The organism is Pseudomonas sp. S2_F03 (assembly GCF_054668335.1).
On the sequence record NZ_CP162759.1, the window covers coordinates 2,611,695 to 2,635,024 of the forward strand.

The following is a 23,330-nucleotide window of genomic DNA, read 5'->3' on the forward strand; positions in this document are numbered from 1 at the left end:
TGTAGGAGCCGAGCTTGCTCGCGATGCTTTTAAGCCTTCTCCCAAACCTCGAAGTTGTACGCCGGTTTGTCGCCTTCGGCCGGATTCGGCACGTTCGACACCAACTTCCACTCCTTCAAATCAAACTCCGGAAACCACGCATCCCCGTCCGGGCTCAGCGCCACGCGCGTCAGATACAAGCGGTCAGCCTGAGCCATCCCCTGCGCATACAACTGCGCACCGCCAATCAGCATCAGCTCATCGACGCCCTGCTCTTTCGCCCATTCCTCGGCGCGAGCCACGGCCGCTTCCAGCGATGGATAGACTTCCGCGCCTTCCAACACCAGATCAACCTGACGACTGACCACGATATTCAACCGGCCCGGCAGCGGTCGTCCGAGCGAATCCCAGGTCTTGCGACCCATGATGATCGGCTTGCCGAGGGTGGTGGCCTTGAAGTATTTGAAATCCCCGGCAAGTGCCAGGGCATGCTGTTGTCGACGCCGATTACACGGTTTTCACCGAGGGCTGCAATCAGGCTGAGGGGGAGTGATTTAGTCATGCCGGCGAGGATACCAGAGCCATCCGTACCCCGATAAGCGCCACAGCGGTTATGCTCACGACTCAATCCAAGCGACGGGATGCCGCGTGACTGAACTGAACAACCTCTGGCTGACAGAAACCATCCGCCTGCGTGAAGAACACGCCGGGCCGCTTGAAGATCTGGAAGCCAACCGACTGGCCCGCAGCGCTGGCGGCGACCTGCCGGCACGGATTCAACGTCGGGCCGTGTGGCTGGCCGAACGCGATGGTTTGGCCAATGCCCTCGTGCACTGGCTGCAAGGCGCGCGACTGGCGCTGATCGTGATGGCGGTGTTGGCCGTGGTCAGCGGCGCCGGCCTGGCGTTTGCTGCGATGGGCGACGGGCAAACCCCGGTGAATGTGTTCTGGGCCTTGGGCAGTTTGCTCGGGCTGAACCTGATTTTGCTGATCAGTTGGGCGCTGGGCCTGGTCTTCGCCGGCGAACACGGCGCCACCCTCGGGCGCTTATGGTTGTGGCTCAGTGAAAGACTCGCGCGTGATGCCAAAGCCGCACAACTGGCCCCGGCCCTGCTGCTGCTATTGCAGCGACAAAAACTCAATCGCTGGGCCCTCGGTATTCTGGTCAACGGCCTGTGGCTGCTGGCGATGCTCAGCGCCCTGGCGATTCTACTGACGTTGATGGCCACCCGGCGCTACGGCTTCGTCTGGGAAACCACCCTCCTGAGCGGCGACACCTTCGTCGCCATGACTCAGGCCCTCGGCGCGCTGCCGGCCTTGATCGGTTTCAGCGTGCCCAGCGTGGAGATGATTCGCGCCAGCGGCGATGCCGCGCTGAACATCGAAAGCGCTCGGCAAGCCTGGGCCGCCTGGCTGGTGGGTGTGCTGCTGGTGTACGGCGTGTTGCCGCGCTTGCTGCTGATGCTGTTTTGCCGATGGCGCTGGAAAACCGGCCAGGCGAAATTGCACCTGGATTTGAACCTGCCCGGTTATGCCCAACTGCGCGAACGCTTGATGCCCACCAGCGAGCGCCTGGGTATCAGCGATGCCGCGCCGGCGCAACTTCATCGCGTGCAAAGCGGTGTCACGGATCAGCAAAGCGACGGCGCCCTGCTGGTGGCCATCGAACTCGATGACCAACGCGAGTGGCCACCGCACCTGCCGAAAACCGTGGGCAACGCCGGCATACTCGACAGCCGTGAATCGCGCCACAAACTCCTCGAACAACTGAGCCGCTTTCCGCCCGCGCGGTTGCTGATTGCCTGCGACCCACGGCGCTCGCCGGACCGTGGCAGCCTGGCGCTGATCGCCGAACTGGCGCGCAATGCGGCCGCCACCCGCGTCTGGCTGCTGCAAGCGCCGCCCGGCGAAGCGCTGGATGCCGAACGGCTGGGGGACTGGCATGTCGCCTTGCAGCAATTGGAGCTGCCGTTCGCCGATTGCGCGCCGTTGAACTGGCTGGAGAGCGGTCATGACTAACGCCTGGAAGGCACCGTTGAAACTGGCCGTGGTCGGCCACACCAACGTCGGCAAAACCTCATTGCTGCGAACCCTGACCCGTGATGTCGGCTTCGGCGAAGTGTCCCATCGTCCCAGCACCACGCGCCATGTCGAAGGCGCGAGGTTGTCGGTGGACGGCGAGCCGCTGCTCGACCTCTACGACACGCCCGGCCTGGAAGACGCCATCGCCCTGCTCGACTACCTCGAACGGCTGGAACGTCCCGGCGAACGCCTCGACGGCCCGGCCCGCCTGGCGCGGTTCCTTGAGGGCAGCGAAGCCCGGCAGCGCTTTGAGCAGGAAGCCAAAGTGTTGCGCCAACTGCTCACCTGCGACGCCGGCCTCTACGTGATCGACGCCCGCGAGCCGGTGTTGGCCAAGTACCGCGATGAACTGGAAGTGTTGGCCAGCTGTGGCAAACCGTTGCTGCCGGTGCTGAATTTCGTCAGCAGTGCCAACCATCGCGAACCGGCCTGGCGTGAAGCGTTGGCGCGCCTGGGCTTGCATGCCTTGGTGCGTTTCGACAGCGTCGCGCCGCCAGAGGATGGTGAGCGTCGACTCTATGAAAGCCTCGCCCTCCTGCTGGAAAGCTCCCGTGAGCAACTGGAGCGCTTGATCGCCGATCAACAGGCCCAACGCCTCGCCCGTCAGCAAAGCGCAGTGCGGTTGATTGCCGAATTGCTGATTGATTGCGCCGCGTGCCGGCGCAGCGTTGCCAGCGATGCGGCGCAGGAACAGCACGCCATCAGCGAACTGCACAAAGCCGTGCGCCAGCGCGAACAACGTTGCGTTGAAGCACTGCTCAAGCTGTACGCCTTCCGCCCACAGGACGCGGCGGCCAGTGACTTGCCGCTGCTCGATGGGCGCTGGGGCGATGACTTGTTCAACCCCGAAACCCTCAAGCAACTCGGCGTCAGTGTCGGCGGTGGAATCGCGGCCGGTGCGGCCGCGGGCGCCGGGGTCGATTTGCTGGTGGGCGGCATTACCCTGGGTGCGGCAGCCTTGGCCGGAGCGATCGCCGGTGGCGCGCTGCAAACCGCGCGAAGCTATGGCAGCCGTTTGCTGGGCAAAATCAAAGGCCAGCGAGAGCTGACCGTCGATGACAGCGTATTGCGGTTATTGGCGTTGCGTCAGCGCCAACTGCTACAGGCGCTGAATCAGCGCGGGCATGCCGCGATGGACAGCATTCACGTGGCCACGCCCCAGGACAAGACCTGGCGCGAAGGCAAATTGCCCGAAGCACTGAACAAGGCACGGGCGTATCCGCAATGGTCGTCGCTTAATCCGCAGGCGAAATTGAATCAGGCCGAGCGCCAGGAGCAAATTGAGGTGTTGGCGCAACAGCTTTAAGCGGCGCAGCCTTCACACCGCCAACAGTCGCGCCGCTTTTTCCTTCAAGACCCCAAGGTCGATCACTGGCACCTGCATTTCCTTCGCCAGCTCATCCCACTGGCGCATGCGCAAACTGACTTCGCACAACGGGTCTTGCTCGAAGGCGGCAGCCTCGGCCGGTGTCATCACCCCGCCCTGGTATTCCAGGGTGCGGCGGCTGGCTTCGCTCAAGCGTTCGTAGTACCCAGGCTCTTTCAGCGTCAGATACCGCTTGGCCTGCACGTGGTATTCCACCAGTCGCGCCATGCGTTCGCTGAAACCGGCGCGGCGCAAGTAATCGGCGCCCAATCGCTCGTGGCTGACCACGCCGAAGCCGCCCATGTTCTCGGCGCTCTCGGCGCAGATGTGCCCGATGTCGTGAAAGAACGCCGCCAGCACCACTTCATCATCGAAGCCCTCGGCCATTGCCAGTTGCGCAGCCTGGGACATGTGCTCGATTTGCGACACCGGCTCGCCGATGTAATCGCTGTCGCCGAAACGTTCATACAAGCCGAATACTTCGGCGATCACCTGTTCACTGCTACCCATCAACGCTCTCCCAATAAAGTCGCCACGTTACGCTCCGCCATCGCGGGCCCGACGCTCATGCCGACGCCGGTGTGCATCAGCGCAATGCTGACGCCCGGCTGCGGTCGCAGGAATGAAAATGGCCCCGGCCCCCGTGAACCATAGACCCCCTGCCAGCGTTCGACCACTTGCACGTTGCAGCCCAACGTCTGCTCGGCCAGTTCGATCATCCAGTTGTCCACTTGCTCGGCATTGAACGGTGATGGATCGCGACCGTAATGGTGAGAGTCGCCGATGATCAATTCGCCGTAGGGCGTCGGGCTGATTAGCAGGTGGATACCGTTTTCATGCAGGTGCGGTTCGTCTCGCAGAATCTGCGCCTGCACCGCCGCCGCTTCCGGCAGGTCGGCAAAAGCACCGTAGTGCACGCAGCTCAAACCGGTGAGTAAGGCGTGTTGCAAGTTGAAGTTGACCTGCGGGCGGGCGCGGAGCATTTGCAGGCGACAGATTTGTGGGTTGAGTTCTGCAATCTGTTCGGCCAGTAACGTCTGATAATCGTGGCCGGAACAGACGATGATCTGCTCGGCGCTGAACGTGCCGGCGGTACTGTGCAAGCGGCCCGGCTCGATGTCGCGAACCAGGGTCGAAAAGTGAAAGGTGACGCCGAGCTCGCGGCGCAGGTAGTCGATCAGTGCCGGTATCGCCTCGCGGGAATACAGTTGTTGATCGTCCATCCCGTGCAACGCGGCGCGGTGATGGCTGAACTGGCCGCTGTACAGATCGCGCAAGGCAGCACCGCGCAGAAGCTCGACGCGGTAGCCGTGTTCCACGGCGCGACCGGCGCAAAAAGCTTCGAGCAGGTGCTCTTCCGCTTCGGTACGGGCGAACAAGTAAGAGCCATTACGCTTGAGTTGCAGGCCGGCGAGTTGCGCCCATTGGCCCCAGATCTCGCGGCTGGCCCTGGCCAGTTCGAGCATCGGGCCCGGCGGCTGGCCGGTGACGAGCGCCTGGCCGAAGTTGCGCACCGAAGCCCCTAAAGGTGTTTCGCTGCGTTCGAAAACGGTGACTTTCAGACCGCGTTTGGCGGCGGCGTAGGCGTGGGACAGACCGAGAATGCCGGCGCCGACGATCAGCATGTCGTTGTGTTGTGTCATTGAAATTTGTCCTGAATGACAGACCGTTATCGCGGGCAAGCCCGCTCCCACAGGTTTTGTGAACGCCACAGATCATGTGGGAGCGGGCTTGCTCGCGATGGGGCCCTGTCAGTCGATGAAGATCTTACTTGGCCGCCACTTTCTCGGACTTGCCGTCATAGCGCTTGCGCCATTCGGTCAGGATCTCGTCACGATTCTTGGAAGCCCAGGCAAAGTCGTTCTTGATCAGACGCTGCTCATAATCCGCCGGCAATTCGGTCTGCGGCTTGGCGATGCCAGGCTGAGCCAGAACAGCGAAGTTCTCTTTGTACAGTTCCATTGCCGCAGGGCTTGCCGAGAAGTCAGCCAGCTTCTTCGCCGCCTCTTCATGCGGAGTGCCCTTGATCACGGCGGTCGCTTCGATCTCCCAGCCCAGGCCTTCTTTCGGCAGGATGATGTCCAGCGGCGCGCCCTGGCGCTTGAGCTGAACGGCCGGGTATTCGAAGGAAATGCCGATCGGAAATTCGCCGGCAGCCGCCAGTTTGCAAGGCTTGGAACCGGAGTGAACGTACTGGCCGATGTTCTGGTGCAGGTCATCCATGTACTGCCAGCCCTGCTTCTCGCCGAAGGTTTGCAGCCAGGCGCTGACGTCGAGGAAACCGGTGCCGGACGAGGCCGGGTTCGGCATCACGATTTTGCCTTTGTACTCAGGCTTGGTCAGGTCTTGCCAGCTCACTGGCTTGGTCAAGCCCTGCTTCTCGGCTTCGACGGTGTTGAAGCAAATGGTCGCGGCCCAGACGTCCATGCCGACCCAGGCTGGCGGGTTGGCGGCGTCGCGGTAGTTGTTGCCGATTTTGCCCAGGTCCTTCGGCGCGTAGCTTTGCAACATGCCTTGTTGATCGAGGATCGCCAGGCTCGACGCGGCCAGGCCCCAGACAGCATCAGCTTGCGGGCGAGCTTTTCGGCCAGCAGTTTGGCGGTGATGATCCCGGTGGAATCGCGCACCCATTTGATTTCGACGTCCGGGTTGGACTTTTCAAACGCTTCTTTATAGGTCTTCAGTTGTTCGGCTTCGAGGGCGGTGTACACCGTCAACTCGGTTTTCGCCGCGAAGGCGTTCAGGCTGAAAGCGGTGAGGACAGCAGCGGCCAAGGCCAGGGGCTTGAACATGATCTTTTCCTGTTGTTGAGTTGAGTGGGTTGTACGAATCAATGGCCAGGCGCGGTCTGCCGCCAGGCTTGGGAACGACGCAGCAAACCGCGCGAAGCCCAGGCCAGCAGCAGGGACACGCCCGCCGAGGTGAACAGAATCAGAGTCGACATCGCTGCCGCACCGCCGACGTTGCCGGCGTCATCCATGTTCAGCACCGCCACCGCCGCGAGGATGGTGTCGGGGCTATAGAGGAAAATCGCCGCCGAGACGGTGGTCATGGCCGAGACGAACAGGTAGCGCACGATGTCCAGCAGTGCCGGCAGGCAGATCGGCACGGTGACGCGCAGGTAATGCCGGTACAGCGGCGCCTTGAGCGACAGCGCGGCGGCTTCGAACTCGGCGTCGAGCTGACGCAGCGCGGTGGTGGCGGTCATTTGCGCGGTGGTCAAATAGTGAGCAATGGTGCAGACCACCAGCAGGGTCATGGTCCCGTAGAGCACATGCAACGGGTTGCCGGTGAGGTTGAAGAAGAAGACGTAACCCAGGCCCAGCACCAGTCCCGGCACCGCCATCGGTACGAAACTGAGCATGCGCAGGGTCAGATTCAGTCCGCGCTGGCCCTTGGTTTTTTCCATCAGGTAAGCGCCGGTGAAGATCAGCACGCTGCCGATCAACGCCGTGCACAACGCCATCTTCACGCTGTTGCCATAGGCCAGCCAGCCGCCGCCCGCCGTGTCGTTGAACTGGTAGTGGTTGAGCGAGAGCGACAGGTTGTACGGCCAGAATTTGACCAGGGATGAGAACACCGCCATGCCGAACACCAGTAACAACGCGGCGCAGATCAGCAACACGATGGCCAGGTAGCAACCGTCTCGCAGTGTCGATGCCGCCGGTTTGAATACCTGGGCACGACCGCTCATGGAATCACCGTGACGTCGACGCAACCACGCATCGACACCGAAGCTGAACAGCGCCGGCAACAGCAGGACCATGCCAATCAATGCGCCGCGACCAAACTGCTGCTGACCGACCACCGCTTTGTAGGCCTCCAGCGCCAACACTTGATAGTCGCCACCGACCACCACGGGCACGCCGAAGTCGGTGATGGTCAGGGTGAACACCAGACAGAACGCGGCGAACACAGCCTGACGGGTCGCCGGCCAGGTGATGCTGCGAAAGGCTTTGGCGGGACTTGCGCCCATGCTGGAGGCGGCATCGAACAATCGCGCATCCGCCAGGGACAGCGCCGACAGCAGAATCATCAAGGCATGCGGGAAGGTGTAGATGACCTCACCGAGCACAATGCCCCAGAAACCGTAGATGTTGTCCGAGAGCAGACCGCGCAACAGGCCCTGGTTGCCGAACAGGTAAACCAGTGCGATGCCGGGCAGCATCGACGGTGCCATCAACGGCAGCAGGGATATCGCACGCCAGACGCCTTTGCCGGGAATCAATGTGCGTTGCAGGGCGTAGGCAAACAGGTACGCCAACGGTACGACGATCGCCGCCACGCTGAGGGAAACCTTCAGGCTGTTACCCAACAGCCAGTGAAAATTCACACTGGTCACCAATTCGCGAGCCGCGACCAGACCACCGCCCTGCCCCGCCTCGGAACTGAAACCACGCCAGAAAATGGCGAGCAACGGCATCAACACGGCGACACCGAGCAGCACCAGCAGCAGGACTTTGCCGCCGACCACGAACACCCGGTCGCCGATCTCGGCACGGGAGGTCTGCCGAACCTGCTTGTGCGGTATCGGCAGCGCGATGTTCGCGCTCATCAGGCAAACACCTGCAGGCTGCGCGGCGGCAAGGCGACCATGATTTGCTGGGCGCCGAGGCGCGGCATGGCTTCCGGTGCCAGTTCGGCCAGCAGCGCATGGCCCGGCAATTGATCGAGCTCGAAGCTCATGCGGCAGCGGTTGCCGAGGAAGGTGATTTCGCGAACCTTGGCCGGGAACAGGTTTTCCTCGTGCACCACCGGGTTCACGTTGATCGCTTCCGGGCGACAGAACAGTCGGCCCGATGCGGTTTTGGCGCTGCCATCAGCCAGGCGCAGGCTCATCCCGCCGACCTGGGCGTGGCTGTCACTGCTACGGCTGAACGGCAACCAGTTGCCCTGGCCGACGAACTCCGCCACAAACGGTGTGGCCGGGCGGTCGTAGATTTCCTGCGGCGTGGCGTACTGCTCGACCTTGCCGTTGTTCATCACGGCGATGCGGTCGGCCATCAGCATGGCTTCGTCCTGATTGTGCGTGACCATCAGGGTGGTGATGCCGAGGTTGCGCTGCAGTTGGCGCAGTTCGGTGCACAGATGCTCGCGGACCCGGGCGTCGAGTGCCGACATCGGTTCGTCCAGCAACAGTAACGAGGGCGCTGGCGCCAGGGCCCGAGCCAGTGCAACGCGTTGCTGTTGGCCGCCAGACAACTGGCCGGGGTACTTTTTCTCACTGCCGATCAGGCCGACCAGTTCCAGCATCTGACCGACACGTTTACGCACTTCATCACGACCGCTGCCCGCGAGACCGTAGGCAATGTTCGCTTCAACGGTGAGATTGGGGAACAACGCGTAGGACTGGAAGAGAATGCCGTAGTCCCGCGCTTGGGGGGCCAGATGGGAAACGTCGCGATCACCCAGGTACAACTCGCCGCTGTCCTGTTTTTCCAGACCGGCGATGCAGCGCAGCAACGTGGTTTTGCCACAACCCGACGGGCCCAGCAGACACACCAGCTCACCGGCCGCCACGTCGAGGGAAACGTTATCCAGCGCCGTGAAGGCGCCAAAGCGTTTCTGCACGCCGCGCACTTTCATCGGGGCGCCGGGGTTGGTCAGGGCAGTTGCGATCGAGTGGTTCATGGACAGGCCTCATCAAGCAGATGAGAGCCATCCTAGATTTGTAATGCGTCCGTCATATGGCAGTGAGGCAAAAACGACTGATAGTGGTATTCGGGGATTTTGGTTGAAGTCATGCGGCGCCCGCGATGAGGCCAGCACAAGCAATAGATGTTTCAGGCCGGCGCCATTTCCTGCGCCAACCCCAGGAACGCCGCCGGCAGCCGCGCACCCTTGCGCTCCTTGAGGCAATACAGGTACTCGGGGATCTGCGGTGCATTTTCGATGGTCAGCACGCGCAATTGCGGATCGTGCGGCACTTCCTGGCGGGCAATGATGCTGATGCCGATGTTGCGCAGCACCGCCTCACGAATCGATTCACGGCTGCCAATTTCCAGCAACGGCCCGAAACTCACCCCGGCATTGACCAGCAACTCTTCGGTCAATCGACGGGTGGTCGAGCCCGACTCGCGCATCAGCAACGTATGCCCGGACAAGGCGCTGAGTGGCACATGATCGTGAATCGCCAGCGGGTGATTGCGATGCACGGCCAGCACCAGCGGATCGCTGCCGAGCACCCGGCGAATCAGTCGCGCATCGTCCAGCAATTGCGAGGACGCTGCGACATCCACCCGGTAATCCTCCAGCGCTTCGAGCACTTGCTGCGAGTTGCCGATTTCCACTGACACTTCCACTTGCGGCAAGCGTTCGCGAAAGGTTTTCACCAGATCCAGGATGTAATACGGCGCCGTGGCGGCAATGCGCAACGTGCCCTGGACCTGGCCACTGTTGCGCAGGAAAAACTCGATGTCGGCTTCCTGCTGCAACAACGCCTTGACCATCGGCAACAGCCGCGCGCCTTCGTCGCTGACGCTGAGGCGGCGGCCGCCACGGTAGAACAGTTCCACCGAATACTGGTTTTCCAGGTTGCGGATCTGGGTCGTGACCGTCGGTTGGCTCAGGCCGAGCTTCTTCGCCGCCAGGGTAATGCTGCCCAGGCGGGCCACCATGTAAAACGCCTTCAGCTCCGCACTCAGCACACCCTTCCTCTTCCTTATTTGCGCAGCAGGCGCAAACCGTTGAACACCACCAACAAACTGACGCCCATGTCGGCGAACACCGCCATCCACATGGTAGCGAGCCCGGCGAAGGTTACCCCAAGAAAGATCGCCTTGATCACCAATGCCAGCGCGATGTTCTGTTTCAGGATGCTGGAGGTCTGCCGCGACAGCCGGATGAACGTCGGGATCTTGCGCAAGTCGTCGTCCATCAAGGCGACATCAGCGGTCTCGATGGCGGTGTCGGTGCCCGCCGCGGCCATGGCAAAACCGATCTCGGCCCGGGCCAGTGCCGGCGCATCGTTGATGCCATCGCCCACCATGCCGACGTTATGACCCTGTGCATAAAGGGCTTCGATGGCTTGCAGTTTGTCGGTCGGCAGCAGATCACCCTTGGCCTCGTCGATGCCCACTTGTGCGGCAATCGCCTGAGCGGTGTGGACGTTGTCGCCGGTCAGCATCAGGGTTTTGATGCCCAGGTCATGCAGTTGCTGGATCGCCTCGCGACTCGACTCTTTTACCGTGTCCGCCACCGCAAACAGCGCCAGCGGGCCGGATTTATCGAGCAGCAGCACCACCGACTTGCCCTGTTTCTCCAGCGCGAACAGTTTCTCTTCCAGCGCCGGCGAACACAGGTTCAGCTCTTCCACCAAACGGTGGTTACCCAAGTGGTACACCTGACCGTTGATCTCACCGCGCACACCGCGACCGGCTAGCGCTTCAAAGTTATCCACAAACAGCGGCGCGAGTTGTATATCCACAGCAGCATTGGCAATGGCCAGCGACACCGGGTGATCGGAACGACCGGCCAGCGCGGCGGCAATCGCCGGGGCTGTTTCGACGGTGGTTGTGTCGAGAGAAAGGTAATCCGTCTGTACCGGTTTGCCGTGGGTGATCGTTCCGGTCTTGTCCAACGCCAGATAGTCGAGCTTGTAACCGCCCTCCAGATACACGCCACCCTTCACCAGAATGCCTTTGCGTGCCGCCGCCGCAAGGCCGCTGACGATGGTCACCGGGGTGGAAATAACCAGCGCACATGGGCAAGCGACCACCAGCAACACCAGCGCCCGGTAGATCCAGTCGAACCATGCGGCGTCCATGAACAGCGGAGGAATCAGCGCAACGGCAAGGGCCAGGATGAATACCGCTGGCGTGTAGATTTTCGAGAAGCTGTCGACGAAACGCTGGGTCGGTGCCCGCGCGCCCTGGGCCTGTTCGACGGCGTGGATGATTCGCGCCAGCGTCGAATTGTCCGCCGCTGCGGTCACGGCATATTCCAGAGACCCGGCCTGATTGATGGTGCCGGCGAACACTTTGTCGCCGACGGTTTTCTCAACCGGCAAGCTTTCACCCGTGATCGGCGCCTGATCGATAGTTGAACTGCCGGCAACCACTTCACCGTCCAGCCCGATGCGTTCACCGGGCCGCACCCGCACCCGCGCACCGAGTTCGATGGTTTTGACGTCTTGCTCGACCCAGCTGCCATCGGCCCGCTGCACCGTGGCCTGTTCCGGGGTCATCTGCATCAGGCCGCTGATCGCGTTGCGTGCGCGGTCCAGGGATTTGGCTTCAATCAACTCGGCCACGGTGAACAGGAACATCACCATCGCCGCTTCCGGCCACTGACCGATCAGGATCGCGCCGGTCACCGCGATGCTCATCAGCGCGTTAATGTTCAGGTTGAGGTTTTTCAGGGCGATCCAGCCCTTTTTGTACGTGGTCAGGCCACCGCTGAGGATCGAAACCAGCGCGATGACTGCCACCACCCAAGTGGGTGCAGCGTTGGTGAAGTGAATGACTTCGGCGGCCAGCGCCCCCACACCGGACAGCGCCAATGGCCACCACGGTTTTTTCTCCGGCGCGGGAGCGGGTGCTTCGACGCCTTGCTCAAGCGGTTCTGCCTGCATGCCGAGGGATTTGATCGCCTCGATGATGGGCGCAGTGCTTGGCAAGTCGTGGGTCACGCCCAACACCCGGTTGATCAGGTTGAACTCCAGTTGCTGCACACCGGCGAGTTTGCCGAGTTTGTTCTGGATCAGCGTCTGCTCGGTCGGGCAGTCCATCGCATCGATGCGAAAGCTGCTCAGGCGTGCACCGGCCGTTGGCGTTTCGCTCAACTTGATCAGCGACGGCGCAGCCGCTTTGGTGGAACAGCAGGAATCGCCGTGGCCGCCATGCTCGTGCTTCTTTACAGGCTGCAGTGTGTGGCTGTGATCGTGCTCAGCCTTGGGGGTGTGGGTGTGTTGGGAATCGCTCATCAGGTCGCGTCCATAAGGTGCCTGTTGCCAAGTAAAGACCCTGTAGCCACTATAGGGTCAAGCACCTATTTGGAGACTGCCGTCATGAAGATCGGAGAACTGGCCAAACTGACCGACTGCGCCGTGGAAACCATCCGCTATTACGAGCGCGAAAACCTGTTGCCGGAGCCGGCTCGCAGCGACGGCAACTACCGCGTCTACACCCAGGCCCACGCCGAGCGCCTGACCTTCATCCGCAACTGCCGCACCCTCGACATGACGCTGGAAGAAATCCGCAGCCTGCTGGCGTTTCGCGACAGCCCGCAGGATCAGTGCGAAAGCGTGAATGCGTTGATCGACGAGCACATCCACCACGTCAAGGCGCGGATCGATGGGTTACTGGCGTTGCAGACACAATTGCTCGACCTGCGCCAACGCTGTGGCGAAGGGCCGGAGATTGATCAGTGCGGGATTTTGCAACGGCTGGAAGTCAGTGGCGGTGTGGTAGCGACGGAAGTTGAGCATTCCCATGTGGGCCGTAGTCACGGCCACTAAAACCACCACATAGCCCTGTAGGAGCCGAGCTTGCTCGCGATGGAGGCAGCACATTCAACATTGATGTGTCTGATAAACCGCCATCGCGAGCAAGCTCGGCTCCTACAGGATTTGCAGTGGTTCTTTAGACCGCCATCGGCGCGGTCATCGGCGCGTGGTGCTCGTAACCTTCCAGCGAGAAGTCGCTCGGTTCGATCAGCTCCAGCCACTCCGGCTGATAAACGCCAGTCTTGGCAAACTCCGGAACACGGTCGCTGATCACCAGTTTCGGCATCGGGAACGGCTCGCGCTTGAGCTGTTCATTGAGCATGTCCAGGTGGTTCTCGTAGACATGCGCGTCGCCGATGAAATAGGTGAACCAGCGCGGCGTGTAGCCGGTCAGGCGACCGATCAGGCTCAGCAGCGCCGCGCCTTCGGTGAGGTTGAACGGCGTACCGAGGCCCAGGTCGTTGGAACGGATGTAGAGGGTCAGGGAAATTTCCTTCGTCTCGACATTCGGGTGGAACTGGTACAGCAGATGACACGGCGGCAGGGCCATTTCATCGAGCTGGGCAACGTTCCAGCCGTGGAACAGGATGCGACGGCTGCCCGGGTCCTTGATGATGGTGTCGACGCACTGGCGGATCTGGTCGATCGCCTTGTACAGCACCACGTAAGCCTGGCCGCCTTCTTCGCCTTCAGCGATCTGACGGTAGCCTTGGCCCAATGTCTGCTCGATGGCGGCCTTATTGCTGACCGGGATCTGCTTGTACGCTGGCCATTTGCGCCATTGCACACCGTAGATTTCGCCGAGGTCGTCTTCGCCCTGGCGGAACGGGTTGGCCAGCCACTGCGCATTTTCGTTGGCGTTCTGGTCCCAGACCTTGCAACCCAGCGCTCGGAATTCGGCGGCGTTGTTCACGCCACGCAGAAAACCGCACATCTCGCCGATGGCCGATTTGAAAGCCATCTTGCGCGTGGTGATCGCCGGGAAACCTTCTTTCAGGTCATAGCGCAGCATCGCACCCGGAAAGCTGATGGTGTTTACGCCGGTGCGGTTGGCTTGCTTGGTGCCGTTCTTGATGACGTGGGCGACCAGTTCGAGATATTGCTTCATGAGTTACCTGTGTCCTTGAACCCGGAGACCGTCGCCCCCGGGGTTCGAATTTATACGGCTGCTGCTGGCGTCGCCGGGGCACGGTGATACGCCAGCCAGATCAGGAACAGACCGCCGACAATCATCGGCACGCAGAGCACTTGGCCCATGGTCAGCCAGTTCCAGGCCAGATAGCCCAGTTGCGCGTCCGGTACGCGGACGAATTCGACGATGAAACGGAAGATGCCATAGAACAGCGCGAACATCCCGGACACCGCCATGGTCGGCCGCGGCTTGCGCGAGAACAACCAGAGGATGAGGAACAGTGCCACGCCTTCCAGCGCGAACTGGTACAGCTGCGACGGATGGCGCGGCAACTGCGACGGATCGCTGAACGGCGGGAAGATCATTGCCCACGGCACGTCGGTCGGCTTGCCCCACAATTCGGCGTTGATGAAGTTGCCGATACGCCCGGCGCCCAGGCCAATCGGCACCATCGGCGCGACGAAATCCATCAGCTGGAAGAACGACTTGTTGTTCTTTTTACCAAACCACAACGCCGCCAGCATCACACCGATGAACCCACCGTGGAACGACATGCCGCCCTTCCACACTTCGAAAATCAGCGCCGGGTTGGCCAGGTATGCGTGCAGATCGTAGAACAGCACATACCCCAAACGGCCACCGACAATGACGCCCATCGACATCCAGAAGACCATGTCGGAGAGCTTCTCCTTGGTCCAGGTCGGGTCGAAACGGTTCATCCGACGGGACGCCAGTAGCCAGGCGCCGCCAATGCCGATCAGGTACATCAAGCCGTACCAGTGGATTTTCAGCGGACCGATGGCCAGGGCCACCGGGTCGATCTGCGGGTAAGGCAGCATTGCGACTCCTCGTTAGAGTTGAAACCAAAATTCCCGGGCGACGCTGCCACCTCAGGATTAAGTCAGGATTGCGCGGGGCGTCAGAGCAAGAAACTCAGGCCGACGCAGAACAGCAAAGCGGCAAACAGTCTTTTCAGCAACTTCGGCGACAGCCTGTGGGCCAATCGCGCACCGAGGCGGGCGAAGACCATGCTGGTCAGGGCAATGCCCAACAGTGCCGGCAAATAAATAAAACCGAGACTATGGGCCGGCAGCAACGGATCGTGCCAGCCCAGAATCATGAAACTTAATGCACTGGCCAATGCGATCGGCAGACCGCAGGCCGACGATGTGGCCACGGCCTGTTGCATCGGCACACTGCGCCAGGTCAGGAACGGCACGGTCAAGGAGCCGCCGCCAATCCCGAAAATCGCCGAGGCCCAGCCAATCACACTGCCAGCCATGGTCAGACCGAGTTTGCCCGGCACCGTGCGGCTGGCCTTGGGCTTGACGTCCAGCGCCAGTTGCGCGGCGATGACCAGGGCAAACACACCGATGATTTTCTGCAAATTCGGACCGGAGATCGCTTCGGCCGTCAGTGCGCCGAAACCGGCGCCCATCAAAATGCCCACGGTCATCCAGACGAAAATCGGCCAACGCACCGCGCCACGACGATGGTGTTCGCGCACGGCGTTGACCGAGGTAAAGATAATCGTCGCCAGGGAGGTACCGACCGCCAGATGGGTCAGAATCGATGCATCGAAGCCCTGCAAGGTGAAACTGAATACCAGCACGGGGACGATAATGATCCCGCCGCCGACCCCGAACAGCCCGGCCAGCACGCCTGCGCAGGCGCCCAGCGCCAGATAGAGCAGAAATTCCATGACCTTCCTTGTACGCTTCTCAAAAAAGCACCGGCATAGTAACGGATGCGGGGCCCAAGGCTCCACTGGATGGCGATGGATACCCGTGCGATGTCTGCGTAGAGTGAGCAAAAAACACACAAGGACCACCTTATGTGCCTGATTGTTTTCGCCTGGCGACCGGGTCACGCCCAGCCGCTGATCGTGGCGGCCAACCGCGACGAGTTCTACGCGCGCCCCAGCCTGCCCTTGGCGCAATGGCCAGAAGCTGCGCACGTTCATGCCGGTCGCGACCTGGAGGCCGGCGGCACCTGGCTCGGTGTCGGCGCCAATGGACGCTTTGCGGCGCTGACCAATATTCGTGATCCGCACCGACCACCCGGACGCAAGTCTCGCGGTGAACTGGTGGCGCGGTTTCTCACCGGGGAGCTGCCGATTGACGACTATTTAGCCGACGTTGTCGCCCGCTCGCCGGAATATGGCGGATTTAACCTGCTGGTCGGCAATGGCAATGAGCTCTGGCACTTCAATGCCCGGGAATCCGAGGCCGTGATGCTGGTGCCTGGGGTGTATGGGTTATCCAACGCCGGGCTGGATACGCCCTGGCCGAAGTTGCTCAAGGCCAAGGCGGCACTGAGTGAGGTGCTGGAAGACCCACAACCTCAAGCACTATTGGCGCTGTTGAGCGATTCGCAGACTGCGCCATTTGCCGAGCTGCCGGATACAGGGGTGGGGCTGGCGACCGAGACGTTGTTGTCGAGTGTGTTTATTGCCAGCCAAAGCTACGGGACCCGGGCGAGCACGGCATTGATTGTGCAGGCGGATGGCTCGCGGCATCTGGTCGAACGGAGTTTCGGGCCGTATGGCGGGCATCTTGGGGAAGTGGAGATCAGGCTTTAGTTTTGTGTTGGCTGGACTGACGCCATCGCGGGCAAGCCTTGCTCCTACAGGTCTGTGGCTGCACGACACAAATCCGTAGGAGCATGGCTTGCCCGCGATGGGGCCGCCGCAGAATTAGAGGGGCTTGATCGCCGCCGGATTGATCATCCGCGCCAACCCGAGGTTTTTCAGCGCCAGTTGCAGCGAGCTGTGGATAACTTGCGGGTTGTCGATGGTCATCAGCTCGGCCAGCAATTCCTTGGCCTTGCTCAGGTTGATCTGGCGCAGCATCCACTTCACTTTCGGCAAGTTGGTGGCGTTCATCGACAGGCTGTCGAAGCCCATCGCCATCAACAGCACCGCCGCCGCCGGGTCACCGGCCATCTCACCGCAGATACTCACGGGCTTGCCTTCGGCATGGGCGTCACGCACCACGTTCTGCAAGGCCTGGAGCACCGCCGGGTGCAGGTAGTCGTAAAGGTCGGCCACCCGCGGGTTGTTGCGGTCGACGGCCAGCAGGTACTGAGTCAGGTCGTTGGAGCCGACCGACAGAAAGTCCACTTGCCGCGCCAGTTCCTTGGTCTGATACACCGCCGCCGGAATCTCGATCATCACGCCAATCGGCGGCATCGGCACATCGGTGCCTTCGTCGCGCACTTCGCCCCACGCCCGGTGGATCAGGTGCAAGGCTTCTTCGAGTTCGTGGGTGCCGGAGATCATCGGCAGCAGAATCCGCAAGTTGTTCAAGCCTTCGCTGGCCTTGAGCATGGCGCGGGTCTGGACCAGGAAAATTTCCGGGTGGTCGAGGGTGACGCGAATCCCGCGCCAGCCCAGGAACGGGTTGTCTTCCTTGATCGGGAAGTACGACAAGGCCTTGTCGCCGCCGATGTCGAGGCTGCGCATGGTCACCGGTTGCGGGTGAAACGCGGCGAGCTGCTCGCGGTAGATCGCCAGTTGTTCCTTTTCGCTCGGGAAACGCTGGTTGATCATGAACGGCACTTCGGTGCGGTACAGACCCACGCCTTCAGCGCCACGCTTCTGCGCCCGCGCCACGTCCGCCAGCAAACCGGTATTGACCCACAACGGCATGCGGTGACCATCGAGGGTCACGCACGGCAAGTCGCGCAGTGCATCCAGCCCAAGGGCCAGTTGCTTCTCTTCCTCGACCACTTCGGCGAACTGCTTGCGCAGAACATCGCTGGGGTTGGTGTAGACCTCGCCGTGGTAGCCGTCGACGATCATCTGGATGCCGTCGACTTTCGAGTACGGCAAGTCGACCAGGCCCATCACCGTCGGGATACCCATGGCTCGCGCCAGGATCGCGACGTGGGAGTTACCGGAGCCGAGTACCGACACCAGACCGGCCAGCTTGCCTTCCGGCACCTCGCCGAGCATGGCCGGCGTCAGTTCTTCGCTGACCAGAATGGTGTTGTCGGGATAAACCAGGGTTTGCTGACGCTCTTCCTGCAAATAGGCGAGCAGGCGGCGACCGAGGTCCTTGACGTCCGAGGCACGCTCACGCAGGTAGGCGTCGTCCATCAATTCGAAACGGTTGACGTGATCGGTGACCACTTGGCGCAGTGCGCCCTGGGCCCACTGACCGGTCTTGATGACGGTGGTCACTTCGCTGCCCAGCGCGGCGTCGTCGAGCATCATCAGGTAGACGTCGAACAAGGCGCGCTCTTCCGGGCGCAATTGTGTCGCGAGCTTGGCCGACAGCGTGCGCATATCGGCGCGCACGCCTTCGATGGCGGTCTTGAACAGCCCGAGTTCGGCGTCGATGTCGACAATAGTCTTGTCCGGCACCACGTCCAGATCGGCAGGTGGCAGCATGACCACCGCCGTACCGACCGCTGCACCTGGCGAACCCGGCACGCCGACAAACTTGGCTTCCTGGATGCCTTTGCCCTGACGCCCCAGGCCACGGATCGACCCGGTGGCCTCGGCGTGGGCGATAACGCCAGCCAGTTGCGCGCTCATGGTCACGAGGAAGGCTTCTTCACCCTCATCGAACTGGCGGCGTTCTTTTTGCTGGATGACCAACACGCCGACGACCCGGCGGTGGTGAATGATCGGCGCCCCGAGGAATGAAGCGAAGCGCTCTTCACCGGTCTCGGCGAAGTAGCGGTAGCGCGGGTGGTCCGCAGCGTTTTCGAGGTTCAGGGGTTCTTCGCGCGTACCGACCAGGCCAACCAGACCTTCGTTGGGTGCCATGCTGACTTTGCCGATCGAGCGCTTGTTCAAGCCCTCGGTAGCCATCAGCACGAAGCGGTTGGTCTCGGGGTCAAGCAGGTAGACCGAGCAGACCTGGCTGCCCATGGCCTCTTTGACGCGCAACACAATAATCCCCAACGCCGCCTTGAGATCCTTGGCGGAGTTAACTTCCTGGACGATCTTGCGCAGCGTATTGAGCATGGCTCGGGGTCGAACTCCGTCGTCAGTCGCGCGTTAAAAGGCGCGGGGCAAGCTCTTTGAGAGCGCGTCGATACACCTCGCGCTTGAATGTCACCACCTGGCCCAACGGATACCAATAGCTGACCCAGCGCCAGCCATCGAACTCCGGTTTACCGGTCAAATCCATCCGCACCCGCTGCTCGTTGGAGATCAGGCGCAGGAGAAACCATTTCTGTTTCTGGCCGATGCACAGCGGTTGGCTGTGGGTACGGACCAGACGTTGCGGCAAACGATAGCGCAACCAGCCCCGGGTGCAGGCGAGAATTTCAACATCTTCGCGCTCCAGACCCACTTCTTCGTTCAACTCGCGGTACAAGGCGTCTTCCGGCGTCTCCTGGGGGTTGATCCCACCCTGTGGAAACTGCCAGGCATCTTGATTGATACGGCGAGCCCATAGCACCTGTCCGGCATCATTCGTGAGAATGATCCCGACATTGGGGCGGAAACCATCGGGGTCGATCACGGCAACAACCTCGCAAACGCATGTCGCCGCATTGTTCCACAAAGGTTGTGAAGGCAGCAACGAGCCGGCCAACCTTATGTGCACTCTTGTGAAAAGTCCGTATTCTGGGCGCCTTTCTACAGACTTTTCAGCGAGTAACTGCAATGCGCCTGGCTTTATTCGACTTGGACAACACTCTTCTGGGCGGCGACAGTGACCACGCCTGGGGCGATTACCTGTGCGAACGCGGCTTCCTCGACGCCGTCGCCTACAAGACTCGCAACGACGAGTTCTATCAGGATTACCTGGCCGGCAAGCTGGATAACGCCGCCTACCTGAACTTCTGCCTGGAAGTCCTCGGCCGCACCGAGATGACCGTGCTCGATCAGTGGCACAGCGACTACATGCGCGACTGCATCGAACCGATCGTGCTACCCAAGGCCCTCGAACTGCTGGCCAAGCACCGCGACGCCGGCGACAAACTGGTGATCATCACCGCGACCAACCGCTTCGTCACCGGGCCGATTGCCCAGCGCCTGGGCGTTGAAACCTTGATCGCCACCGAGTGCGAGATGGTCGATGGCCGCTACACCGGGCGCAGTACCGACGTACCGTGCTTCCGTGAAGGCAAGGTAACGCGCTTGAATCGTTGGCTGGACGAGACCGGGCATTCACTGGAAGGCAGCTACTTCTATAGCGACTCGATGAATGATCTGCCGTTGCTGGAGCAGGTAACCCACCCGATCGCGGTTGATCCTGATCCGAATCTGCGTGCCGAAGCCCAGAAGCGTGGCTGGCCGGTGATGAGCCTGCGCGTCTGATTACGCCATCGCGGGCAAGCCCGCTCCCACAGGTTTTTCTGGTGCTCACAAAATCTGTGTTCGACAGAGGTCTCTGTGGGAGCGGGCTTGCCCGCGATTGGATCAGCCCGGTCTCAAGCCTCAAACAGGTTTGGCTCCCATCAACCCCGCAATGGCCACAAAACAGACAAAACTGAACAACGCCAACGCAAAGTTGAATTTACCGACGCTCCCCGGCGCCTTGCGCAGTTTGTTCAGCCGCACCAGCAACCAGAACCACGCCAGCGCCGCCACGGTGTACAGCACGCTGGAGGCCAGCAACCACGTCTGCCCCAGTGGCCAACCCACCAGATGCACCATGCACCAGCCTGTAACCGGCATGCTCAGCAGCGCCAGGCCCATCAGCAGCCAGACAAACACCCTTGGCCGCTGCAAGGTGCGGCTTCCCGCCGTCGCGTCACCCTTGCGCCGTGCAAGTAAACCCAGACGCCCAGGCCCAGTGCGCTGATCAGCAACACAACCGTTGCGACCATGTGCGCCGCTTTCAGGGCAGATAACGTTTCCATTGTTCGATTTCCTTATGGCCTGCCCATCAGCGTAGCCGTTCAGCCCAGAAACAGCTTATAGGCCGGGTTGTCGCTTTCATCCCAGTACGGGTAACCGATTTCTTCCAGCGCGGCCGGCACCAGATGACGTTCGTCGTGCGGTACTTGCAGGCCCGCGACTACTCGGCCGTCCGCCGCACCATGGTTGCGGTAGTGGAACATCGAGATGTTCCAGCGCCCGCCCAACTTGTTGAGGAAATTGAACAACGCCCCCGGACGCTCCGGGAATTCGAAGCGCAGGATCACTTCATCAACAACGTGGGCCGCTCGACCGCCGACCATGTGGCGAATGTGCAGCTTGGCCAGTTCGTTGTCGGTCAGGTCCAGCACCGGGAAGCCCTGTTCGCCGAGGCTGGCAATCAGCGCACTGCGCGGGTCGGTTTCCGGGTGCGTCTGCACGCCAACGAAGATGTGCGCTTCGCTGCCAGTGTTGTAGCGGTAATTGAATTCGGTGATCTGGCGTTTGCCGATGGCTTCGCAAAACGCCTTGAAGCTGCCCGGTTTCTCGGGGATGGTCACGGCGATGATTGCTTCACGACCTTCGCCCAGCTCGGCGCGTTCGGCGACATGGCGCAAGCGGTCGAAGTTGACGTTAGCGCCGGAGTCGATGGCCACGAAGGTCTGGCCGCTGACACCGCGCTGCTCGACATACTTCTTGATCCCGGCCACGCCCAGCGCGCCCGCAGGCTCGGTGATCGAGCGGGTATCGTCGTAGATATCCTTGATTGCCGCACAGATCTCGTCGGTGCTGACGGTGATCACTTCATCGACATAGTCTTTGCAGATGTCGAAGGTGTGCTGGCCGATCTGTGCCACCGCAACGCCGTCGGCGAAGAGGCCCACGGTCGGCAATACCACGCGCTCACCCGCCGCCATGGCGGCTTGCAGGCAGTTGGAATCGTCCGGTTCGACGCCGATGACTTTGATGTCCGGGCGCAGGTACTTCACGTACGCCGCAATGCCGGCGATCAGCCCGCCACCGCCCACCGGAACGAAGATCGCGTCCAGTGGCTGCGGGTGCTGACGCAGAATCTCCATGGCCACGGTGCCCTGCCCGGCAATGGTGTGGGGATCGTCGTAGGGGTGGATGTAGACGTAACCTTTTTCGTCGACCAGTTTCAGCGAGTAGGCCAGGGCTTCTGGGAACGAATCCCCGTGCAGCACCACTTTGCCGCCGCGCGAACGCACGCCTTCGACTTTGATTTCCGGGGTGGTCTTGGGCATGACGATGGTGGCTTTGACGCCCAGCACTTTCGCCGCCAGGGCCAGGCCTTGCGCGTGGTTACCCGCCGAAGCCGTCACGACGCCGCGCGCACGCTCTTCGTCGCTCAACTGGGTCAACTTGTTGTAAGCGCCGCGAATCTTGAACGAGAACACCGGCTGCAAGTCTTCACGCTTGAGCCAGATCGTGTTGCCCAGCCGCTCGGTGAGCTGGCGGGCAGTCTGCAATGGGGTTTCTACGGCAACGTCATAAACGCGCGAGGTGAGGATCTTTTTGACGTACTGTTCGAGCATCGGAAAGCATCACTGAGCGGGTTGGGCAGGACCACGGAGTCTAACCCGGCTTTCAGCTGTACGACCACACGAATACAGCGGTTTTAGCCCCGCTTAGGGCTATAATGCCGGCCTTTCGTTCCCTCCCCGGCATCTCGGAGCCCGCATGAACCAGGATCAACTCAAACAGGCAGTGGCTCAGGCCGCCGTCGACTTCATCCTCCCGAAACTCGACGAGCAAGAGCATCGTCGGGGTCGGCACCGGCTCCACCGCCAACTGCTTCATCGATGCCCTGGCCAAGCACAAAGGTGCGTTCGACGGCGCTGTTGCCAGCTCCGAAGCCACCGCCGCCCGCCTCAAGGGCCACGGAATTCCGGTGTATGAGCTGAACACGGTCAGCGACCTGGAGTTTTACGTCGACGGCGCCGATGAAAGCGACGAGCACCTGAACCTGATCAAGGGCGGTGGCGCGGCCCTGACCCGCGAGAAGATCGTGGCGGCCGTGGCCAAGACGTTCATCTGCATCGCCGACGCCAGCAAACTGGTGCCGGTGCTCGGCGCGTTCCCGCTGCCGGTCGAAGTCATCCCGATGGCCCGCAGCCACGTGGCCCGCGAGCTGGTGAAACTGGGCGGCGACCCGGTTTACCGCGAAGGCGTGTTGACCGACAACGGCAACATCATCCTCGACGTGTTCAACATGCAGATCACCAACCCGGTAGAACTGGAACGTCAGATCAACGCCATTGTTGGCGTAGTCACCAATGGTTTGTTCGCGGCACGCCCGGCGGACTTGCTGTTGCTGGGCACCAGCGAAGGCGTGAAAACCCTGCGCGCCGAGTAAGCCATTTACAACGCAAAACCTGTAGGGGCGGCGGTGCGACGATTCGACTTGCCCGCGATAGCGGTGCATCATTCAACATCTCTTTCGACTGATGCACGGCTATCGCGAGCAAGCTCGGCTCCTACAGTG

At 61.5% G+C, this 23,330-nt stretch carries 17 protein-coding genes and 4 pseudogenes; 6 read left to right on the forward strand and 15 right to left on the reverse strand.

The window, feature by feature from the left end; translation table 11 throughout:
• Window positions 1–29 precede the first annotated feature (29 nt).
• Window positions 30–541: pseudogene (locus AB4N76_RS12355) on the reverse strand (dihydrofolate reductase).
• A gap of 86 nt (window positions 542–627) precedes the next feature.
• Here AB4N76_RS12355 and AB4N76_RS12360 point away from each other — a divergent pair.
• Together AB4N76_RS12360 and AB4N76_RS12365 are read left to right on the forward strand one after the other, a co-directional pair.
• Complete coding sequence (locus AB4N76_RS12360; RefSeq protein ID WP_046032329.1) at window positions 628–1,998, forward strand: DUF2868 domain-containing protein; 1,371 nt, start codon at window positions 628–630, stop codon at window positions 1,996–1,998.
• Window positions 1,991–3,367, forward strand: a complete 1,377-nt coding sequence (locus AB4N76_RS12365) for a GTPase/DUF3482 domain-containing protein (RefSeq protein WP_460164498.1) — start codon at window positions 1,991–1,993, stop codon at window positions 3,365–3,367. Before AB4N76_RS12360 ends, AB4N76_RS12365 begins: the two co-directional genes overlap by 8 nt.
• A 12-nt stretch (window positions 3,368–3,379) precedes the next feature.
• Here AB4N76_RS12365 and AB4N76_RS12370 read toward each other — a convergent pair whose 3' ends face one another.
• The 7 genes and pseudogenes from AB4N76_RS12370 to AB4N76_RS12400 all read right to left on the reverse strand — a co-directional run bounded on the left by AB4N76_RS12370 (window position 3,380) and on the right by AB4N76_RS12400 (window position 12,350).
• Complete coding sequence (locus AB4N76_RS12370) at window positions 3,380–3,937, reverse strand: phosphonate degradation HD-domain oxygenase (protein WP_046032327.1); 558 nt, start codon at window positions 3,935–3,937, stop codon at window positions 3,380–3,382.
• Window positions 3,937–5,070: a TIGR03364 family FAD-dependent oxidoreductase gene (locus AB4N76_RS12375; RefSeq protein WP_460164499.1), complete on the reverse strand. Its 1,134-nt coding sequence runs from the start codon at window positions 5,068–5,070 to the stop codon at window positions 3,937–3,939. Before AB4N76_RS12375 ends, AB4N76_RS12370 begins: the two co-directional genes overlap by 1 nt.
• A 124-nt stretch (window positions 5,071–5,194) precedes the next feature.
• Window positions 5,195–6,219: pseudogene (locus tag AB4N76_RS12380) on the reverse strand (putative 2-aminoethylphosphonate ABC transporter substrate-binding protein).
• 38 nt (window positions 6,220–6,257) lie between these two features.
• Window positions 6,258–7,982 (reverse strand): putative 2-aminoethylphosphonate ABC transporter permease subunit, encoded by a 1,725-nt coding sequence (locus AB4N76_RS12385; protein WP_460164500.1) that lies wholly within the window; start codon window positions 7,980–7,982, stop codon window positions 6,258–6,260.
• Window positions 7,982–9,058: a putative 2-aminoethylphosphonate ABC transporter ATP-binding protein gene (locus AB4N76_RS12390; RefSeq protein WP_046032323.1), complete on the reverse strand. Its 1,077-nt coding sequence runs from the start codon at window positions 9,056–9,058 to the stop codon at window positions 7,982–7,984. The genes AB4N76_RS12385 and AB4N76_RS12390 overlap by 1 nt, the downstream gene beginning before the upstream one ends.
• 152 nt (window positions 9,059–9,210) lie before the next feature.
• The gene (locus AB4N76_RS12395; protein ID WP_046032322.1) at window positions 9,211–10,074 is read right to left on the reverse strand and encodes a LysR family transcriptional regulator; all 864 of its coding nucleotides are present in this window, start codon (window positions 10,072–10,074) and stop codon (window positions 9,211–9,213) included.
• 14 nt (window positions 10,075–10,088) lie between these two features.
• On the reverse strand, window positions 10,089–12,350 hold the full coding sequence (locus tag AB4N76_RS12400; protein ID WP_460164501.1) for a heavy metal translocating P-type ATPase: 2,262 nt from the start codon (window positions 12,348–12,350) through the stop codon (window positions 10,089–10,091).
• Between the two features lie 84 nt (window positions 12,351–12,434).
• Between AB4N76_RS12400 and cadR the strand changes: the two genes are divergently transcribed.
• Window positions 12,435–12,884: a Cd(II)/Pb(II)-responsive transcriptional regulator gene (gene cadR, locus AB4N76_RS12405; protein WP_175387383.1), complete on the forward strand. Its 450-nt coding sequence runs from the start codon at window positions 12,435–12,437 to the stop codon at window positions 12,882–12,884.
• Window positions 12,885–13,008: 124 nt separating this feature from the next.
• On the opposite strand, the gene AB4N76_RS12410 is transcribed toward cadR, so the two are convergent.
• The 3 genes from AB4N76_RS12410 to AB4N76_RS12420 form a co-directional block, all read right to left on the reverse strand.
• Window positions 13,009–13,980, reverse strand: coding sequence for a thymidylate synthase (locus tag AB4N76_RS12410; protein WP_460164502.1), 972 nt, complete (start codon window positions 13,978–13,980; stop codon window positions 13,009–13,011).
• A 50-nt stretch (window positions 13,981–14,030) separates the two neighbouring features.
• Window positions 14,031–14,843, reverse strand: coding sequence for a prolipoprotein diacylglyceryl transferase (gene lgt, locus AB4N76_RS12415; protein ID WP_046032318.1), 813 nt, complete (start codon window positions 14,841–14,843; stop codon window positions 14,031–14,033).
• Between the two features lie 80 nt (window positions 14,844–14,923).
• Entirely contained in the window at window positions 14,924–15,706 is a 783-nt protein-coding gene (locus tag AB4N76_RS12420; protein ID WP_046032317.1) for a sulfite exporter TauE/SafE family protein, read from the reverse strand.
• 132 nt (window positions 15,707–15,838) lie between these two features.
• Between AB4N76_RS12420 and AB4N76_RS12425 the strand changes: the two genes are divergently transcribed.
• Complete coding sequence (locus tag AB4N76_RS12425) at window positions 15,839–16,585, forward strand: NRDE family protein (RefSeq protein WP_046032316.1); 747 nt, start codon at window positions 15,839–15,841, stop codon at window positions 16,583–16,585.
• 114 nt (window positions 16,586–16,699) lie between these two features.
• Here the strand turns inward: AB4N76_RS12425 and ptsP are convergent, their stop codons facing one another.
• Together ptsP and AB4N76_RS12435 are read right to left on the reverse strand one after the other, a co-directional pair.
• The gene (gene ptsP, locus AB4N76_RS12430; RefSeq protein WP_046032315.1) at window positions 16,700–18,979 is read right to left on the reverse strand and encodes a phosphoenolpyruvate--protein phosphotransferase; all 2,280 of its coding nucleotides are present in this window, start codon (window positions 18,977–18,979) and stop codon (window positions 16,700–16,702) included.
• 22 nt (window positions 18,980–19,001) lie between these two features.
• A complete protein-coding gene (locus tag AB4N76_RS12435; RefSeq protein ID WP_007945562.1) occupies window positions 19,002–19,481 on the reverse strand; it encodes an RNA pyrophosphohydrolase in 480 nt (159 codons plus the stop codon).
• Between the two features lie 143 nt (window positions 19,482–19,624).
• Between AB4N76_RS12435 and AB4N76_RS12440 the strand changes: the two genes are divergently transcribed.
• Complete coding sequence (locus AB4N76_RS12440; protein ID WP_046032314.1) at window positions 19,625–20,281, forward strand: histidinol-phosphatase; 657 nt, start codon at window positions 19,625–19,627, stop codon at window positions 20,279–20,281.
• Window positions 20,282–20,401: 120 nt separating this feature from the next.
• On the opposite strand, the pseudogene AB4N76_RS12445 reads toward AB4N76_RS12440, so the two are convergent.
• Together AB4N76_RS12445 and ilvA are read right to left on the reverse strand one after the other, a co-directional pair.
• Window positions 20,402–20,826: pseudogene (locus AB4N76_RS12445) on the reverse strand (DUF2269 domain-containing protein).
• 39 nt (window positions 20,827–20,865) lie between these two features.
• The gene (gene ilvA / locus AB4N76_RS12450; RefSeq protein ID WP_046032312.1) at window positions 20,866–22,380 is read right to left on the reverse strand and encodes a threonine ammonia-lyase, biosynthetic; all 1,515 of its coding nucleotides are present in this window, start codon (window positions 22,378–22,380) and stop codon (window positions 20,866–20,868) included.
• 145 nt (window positions 22,381–22,525) lie between these two features.
• Between ilvA and rpiA the strand changes: the two are divergent.
• A pseudogene (rpiA, locus tag AB4N76_RS12455) lies at window positions 22,526–23,201 on the forward strand (ribose-5-phosphate isomerase RpiA).
• Window positions 23,202–23,330: the final 129 nt, after the last annotated feature.

Excerpts from the sequence above, each read along its gene's own strand:
- AB4N76_RS12365 (WP_460164498.1), top strand. The coding sequence starts at position 1,991 with ATGACTAACGCCTGGAAGGCACCGTTGAAACTGGCCGTGGTCGGCCAC.
- AB4N76_RS12370 (WP_046032327.1), bottom strand. The coding sequence starts at position 3,937 with ATGGGTAGCAGTGAACAGGTGATCGCCGAAGTATTCGGCTTGTATGAA.
- AB4N76_RS12375 (WP_460164499.1), bottom strand. The coding sequence starts at position 5,070 with ATGACACAACACAACGACATGCTGATCGTCGGCGCCGGCATTCTCGGT.
- AB4N76_RS12385 (WP_460164500.1), bottom strand. The coding sequence starts at position 7,982 with ATGAGCGCGAACATCGCGCTGCCGATACCGCACAAGCAGGTTCGGCAG.
- AB4N76_RS12390 (WP_046032323.1), bottom strand. The coding sequence starts at position 9,058 with ATGAACCACTCGATCGCAACTGCCCTGACCAACCCCGGCGCCCCGATG.
- AB4N76_RS12400 (WP_460164501.1), bottom strand. The coding sequence starts at position 12,350 with ATGAGCGATTCCCAACACACCCACACCCCCAAGGCTGAGCACGATCAC.
- cadR (WP_175387383.1), top strand. The coding sequence starts at position 12,435 with ATGAAGATCGGAGAACTGGCCAAACTGACCGACTGCGCCGTGGAAACC.
- AB4N76_RS12410 (WP_460164502.1), bottom strand. The coding sequence starts at position 13,980 with ATGAAGCAATATCTCGAACTGGTCGCCCACGTCATCAAGAACGGCACC.
- lgt (WP_046032318.1), bottom strand. The coding sequence starts at position 14,843 with ATGCTGCCTTACCCGCAGATCGACCCGGTGGCCCTGGCCATCGGTCCG.
- AB4N76_RS12420 (WP_046032317.1), bottom strand. The coding sequence starts at position 15,706 with ATGGAATTTCTGCTCTATCTGGCGCTGGGCGCCTGCGCAGGCGTGCTG.
- AB4N76_RS12425 (WP_046032316.1), top strand. The coding sequence starts at position 15,839 with ATGTGCCTGATTGTTTTCGCCTGGCGACCGGGTCACGCCCAGCCGCTG.
- ptsP (WP_046032315.1), bottom strand. The coding sequence starts at position 18,979 with ATGCTCAATACGCTGCGCAAGATCGTCCAGGAAGTTAACTCCGCCAAG.
- AB4N76_RS12440 (WP_046032314.1), top strand. The coding sequence starts at position 19,625 with ATGCGCCTGGCTTTATTCGACTTGGACAACACTCTTCTGGGCGGCGAC.
- ilvA (WP_046032312.1), bottom strand. The coding sequence starts at position 22,380 with ATGCTCGAACAGTACGTCAAAAAGATCCTCACCTCGCGCGTTTATGAC.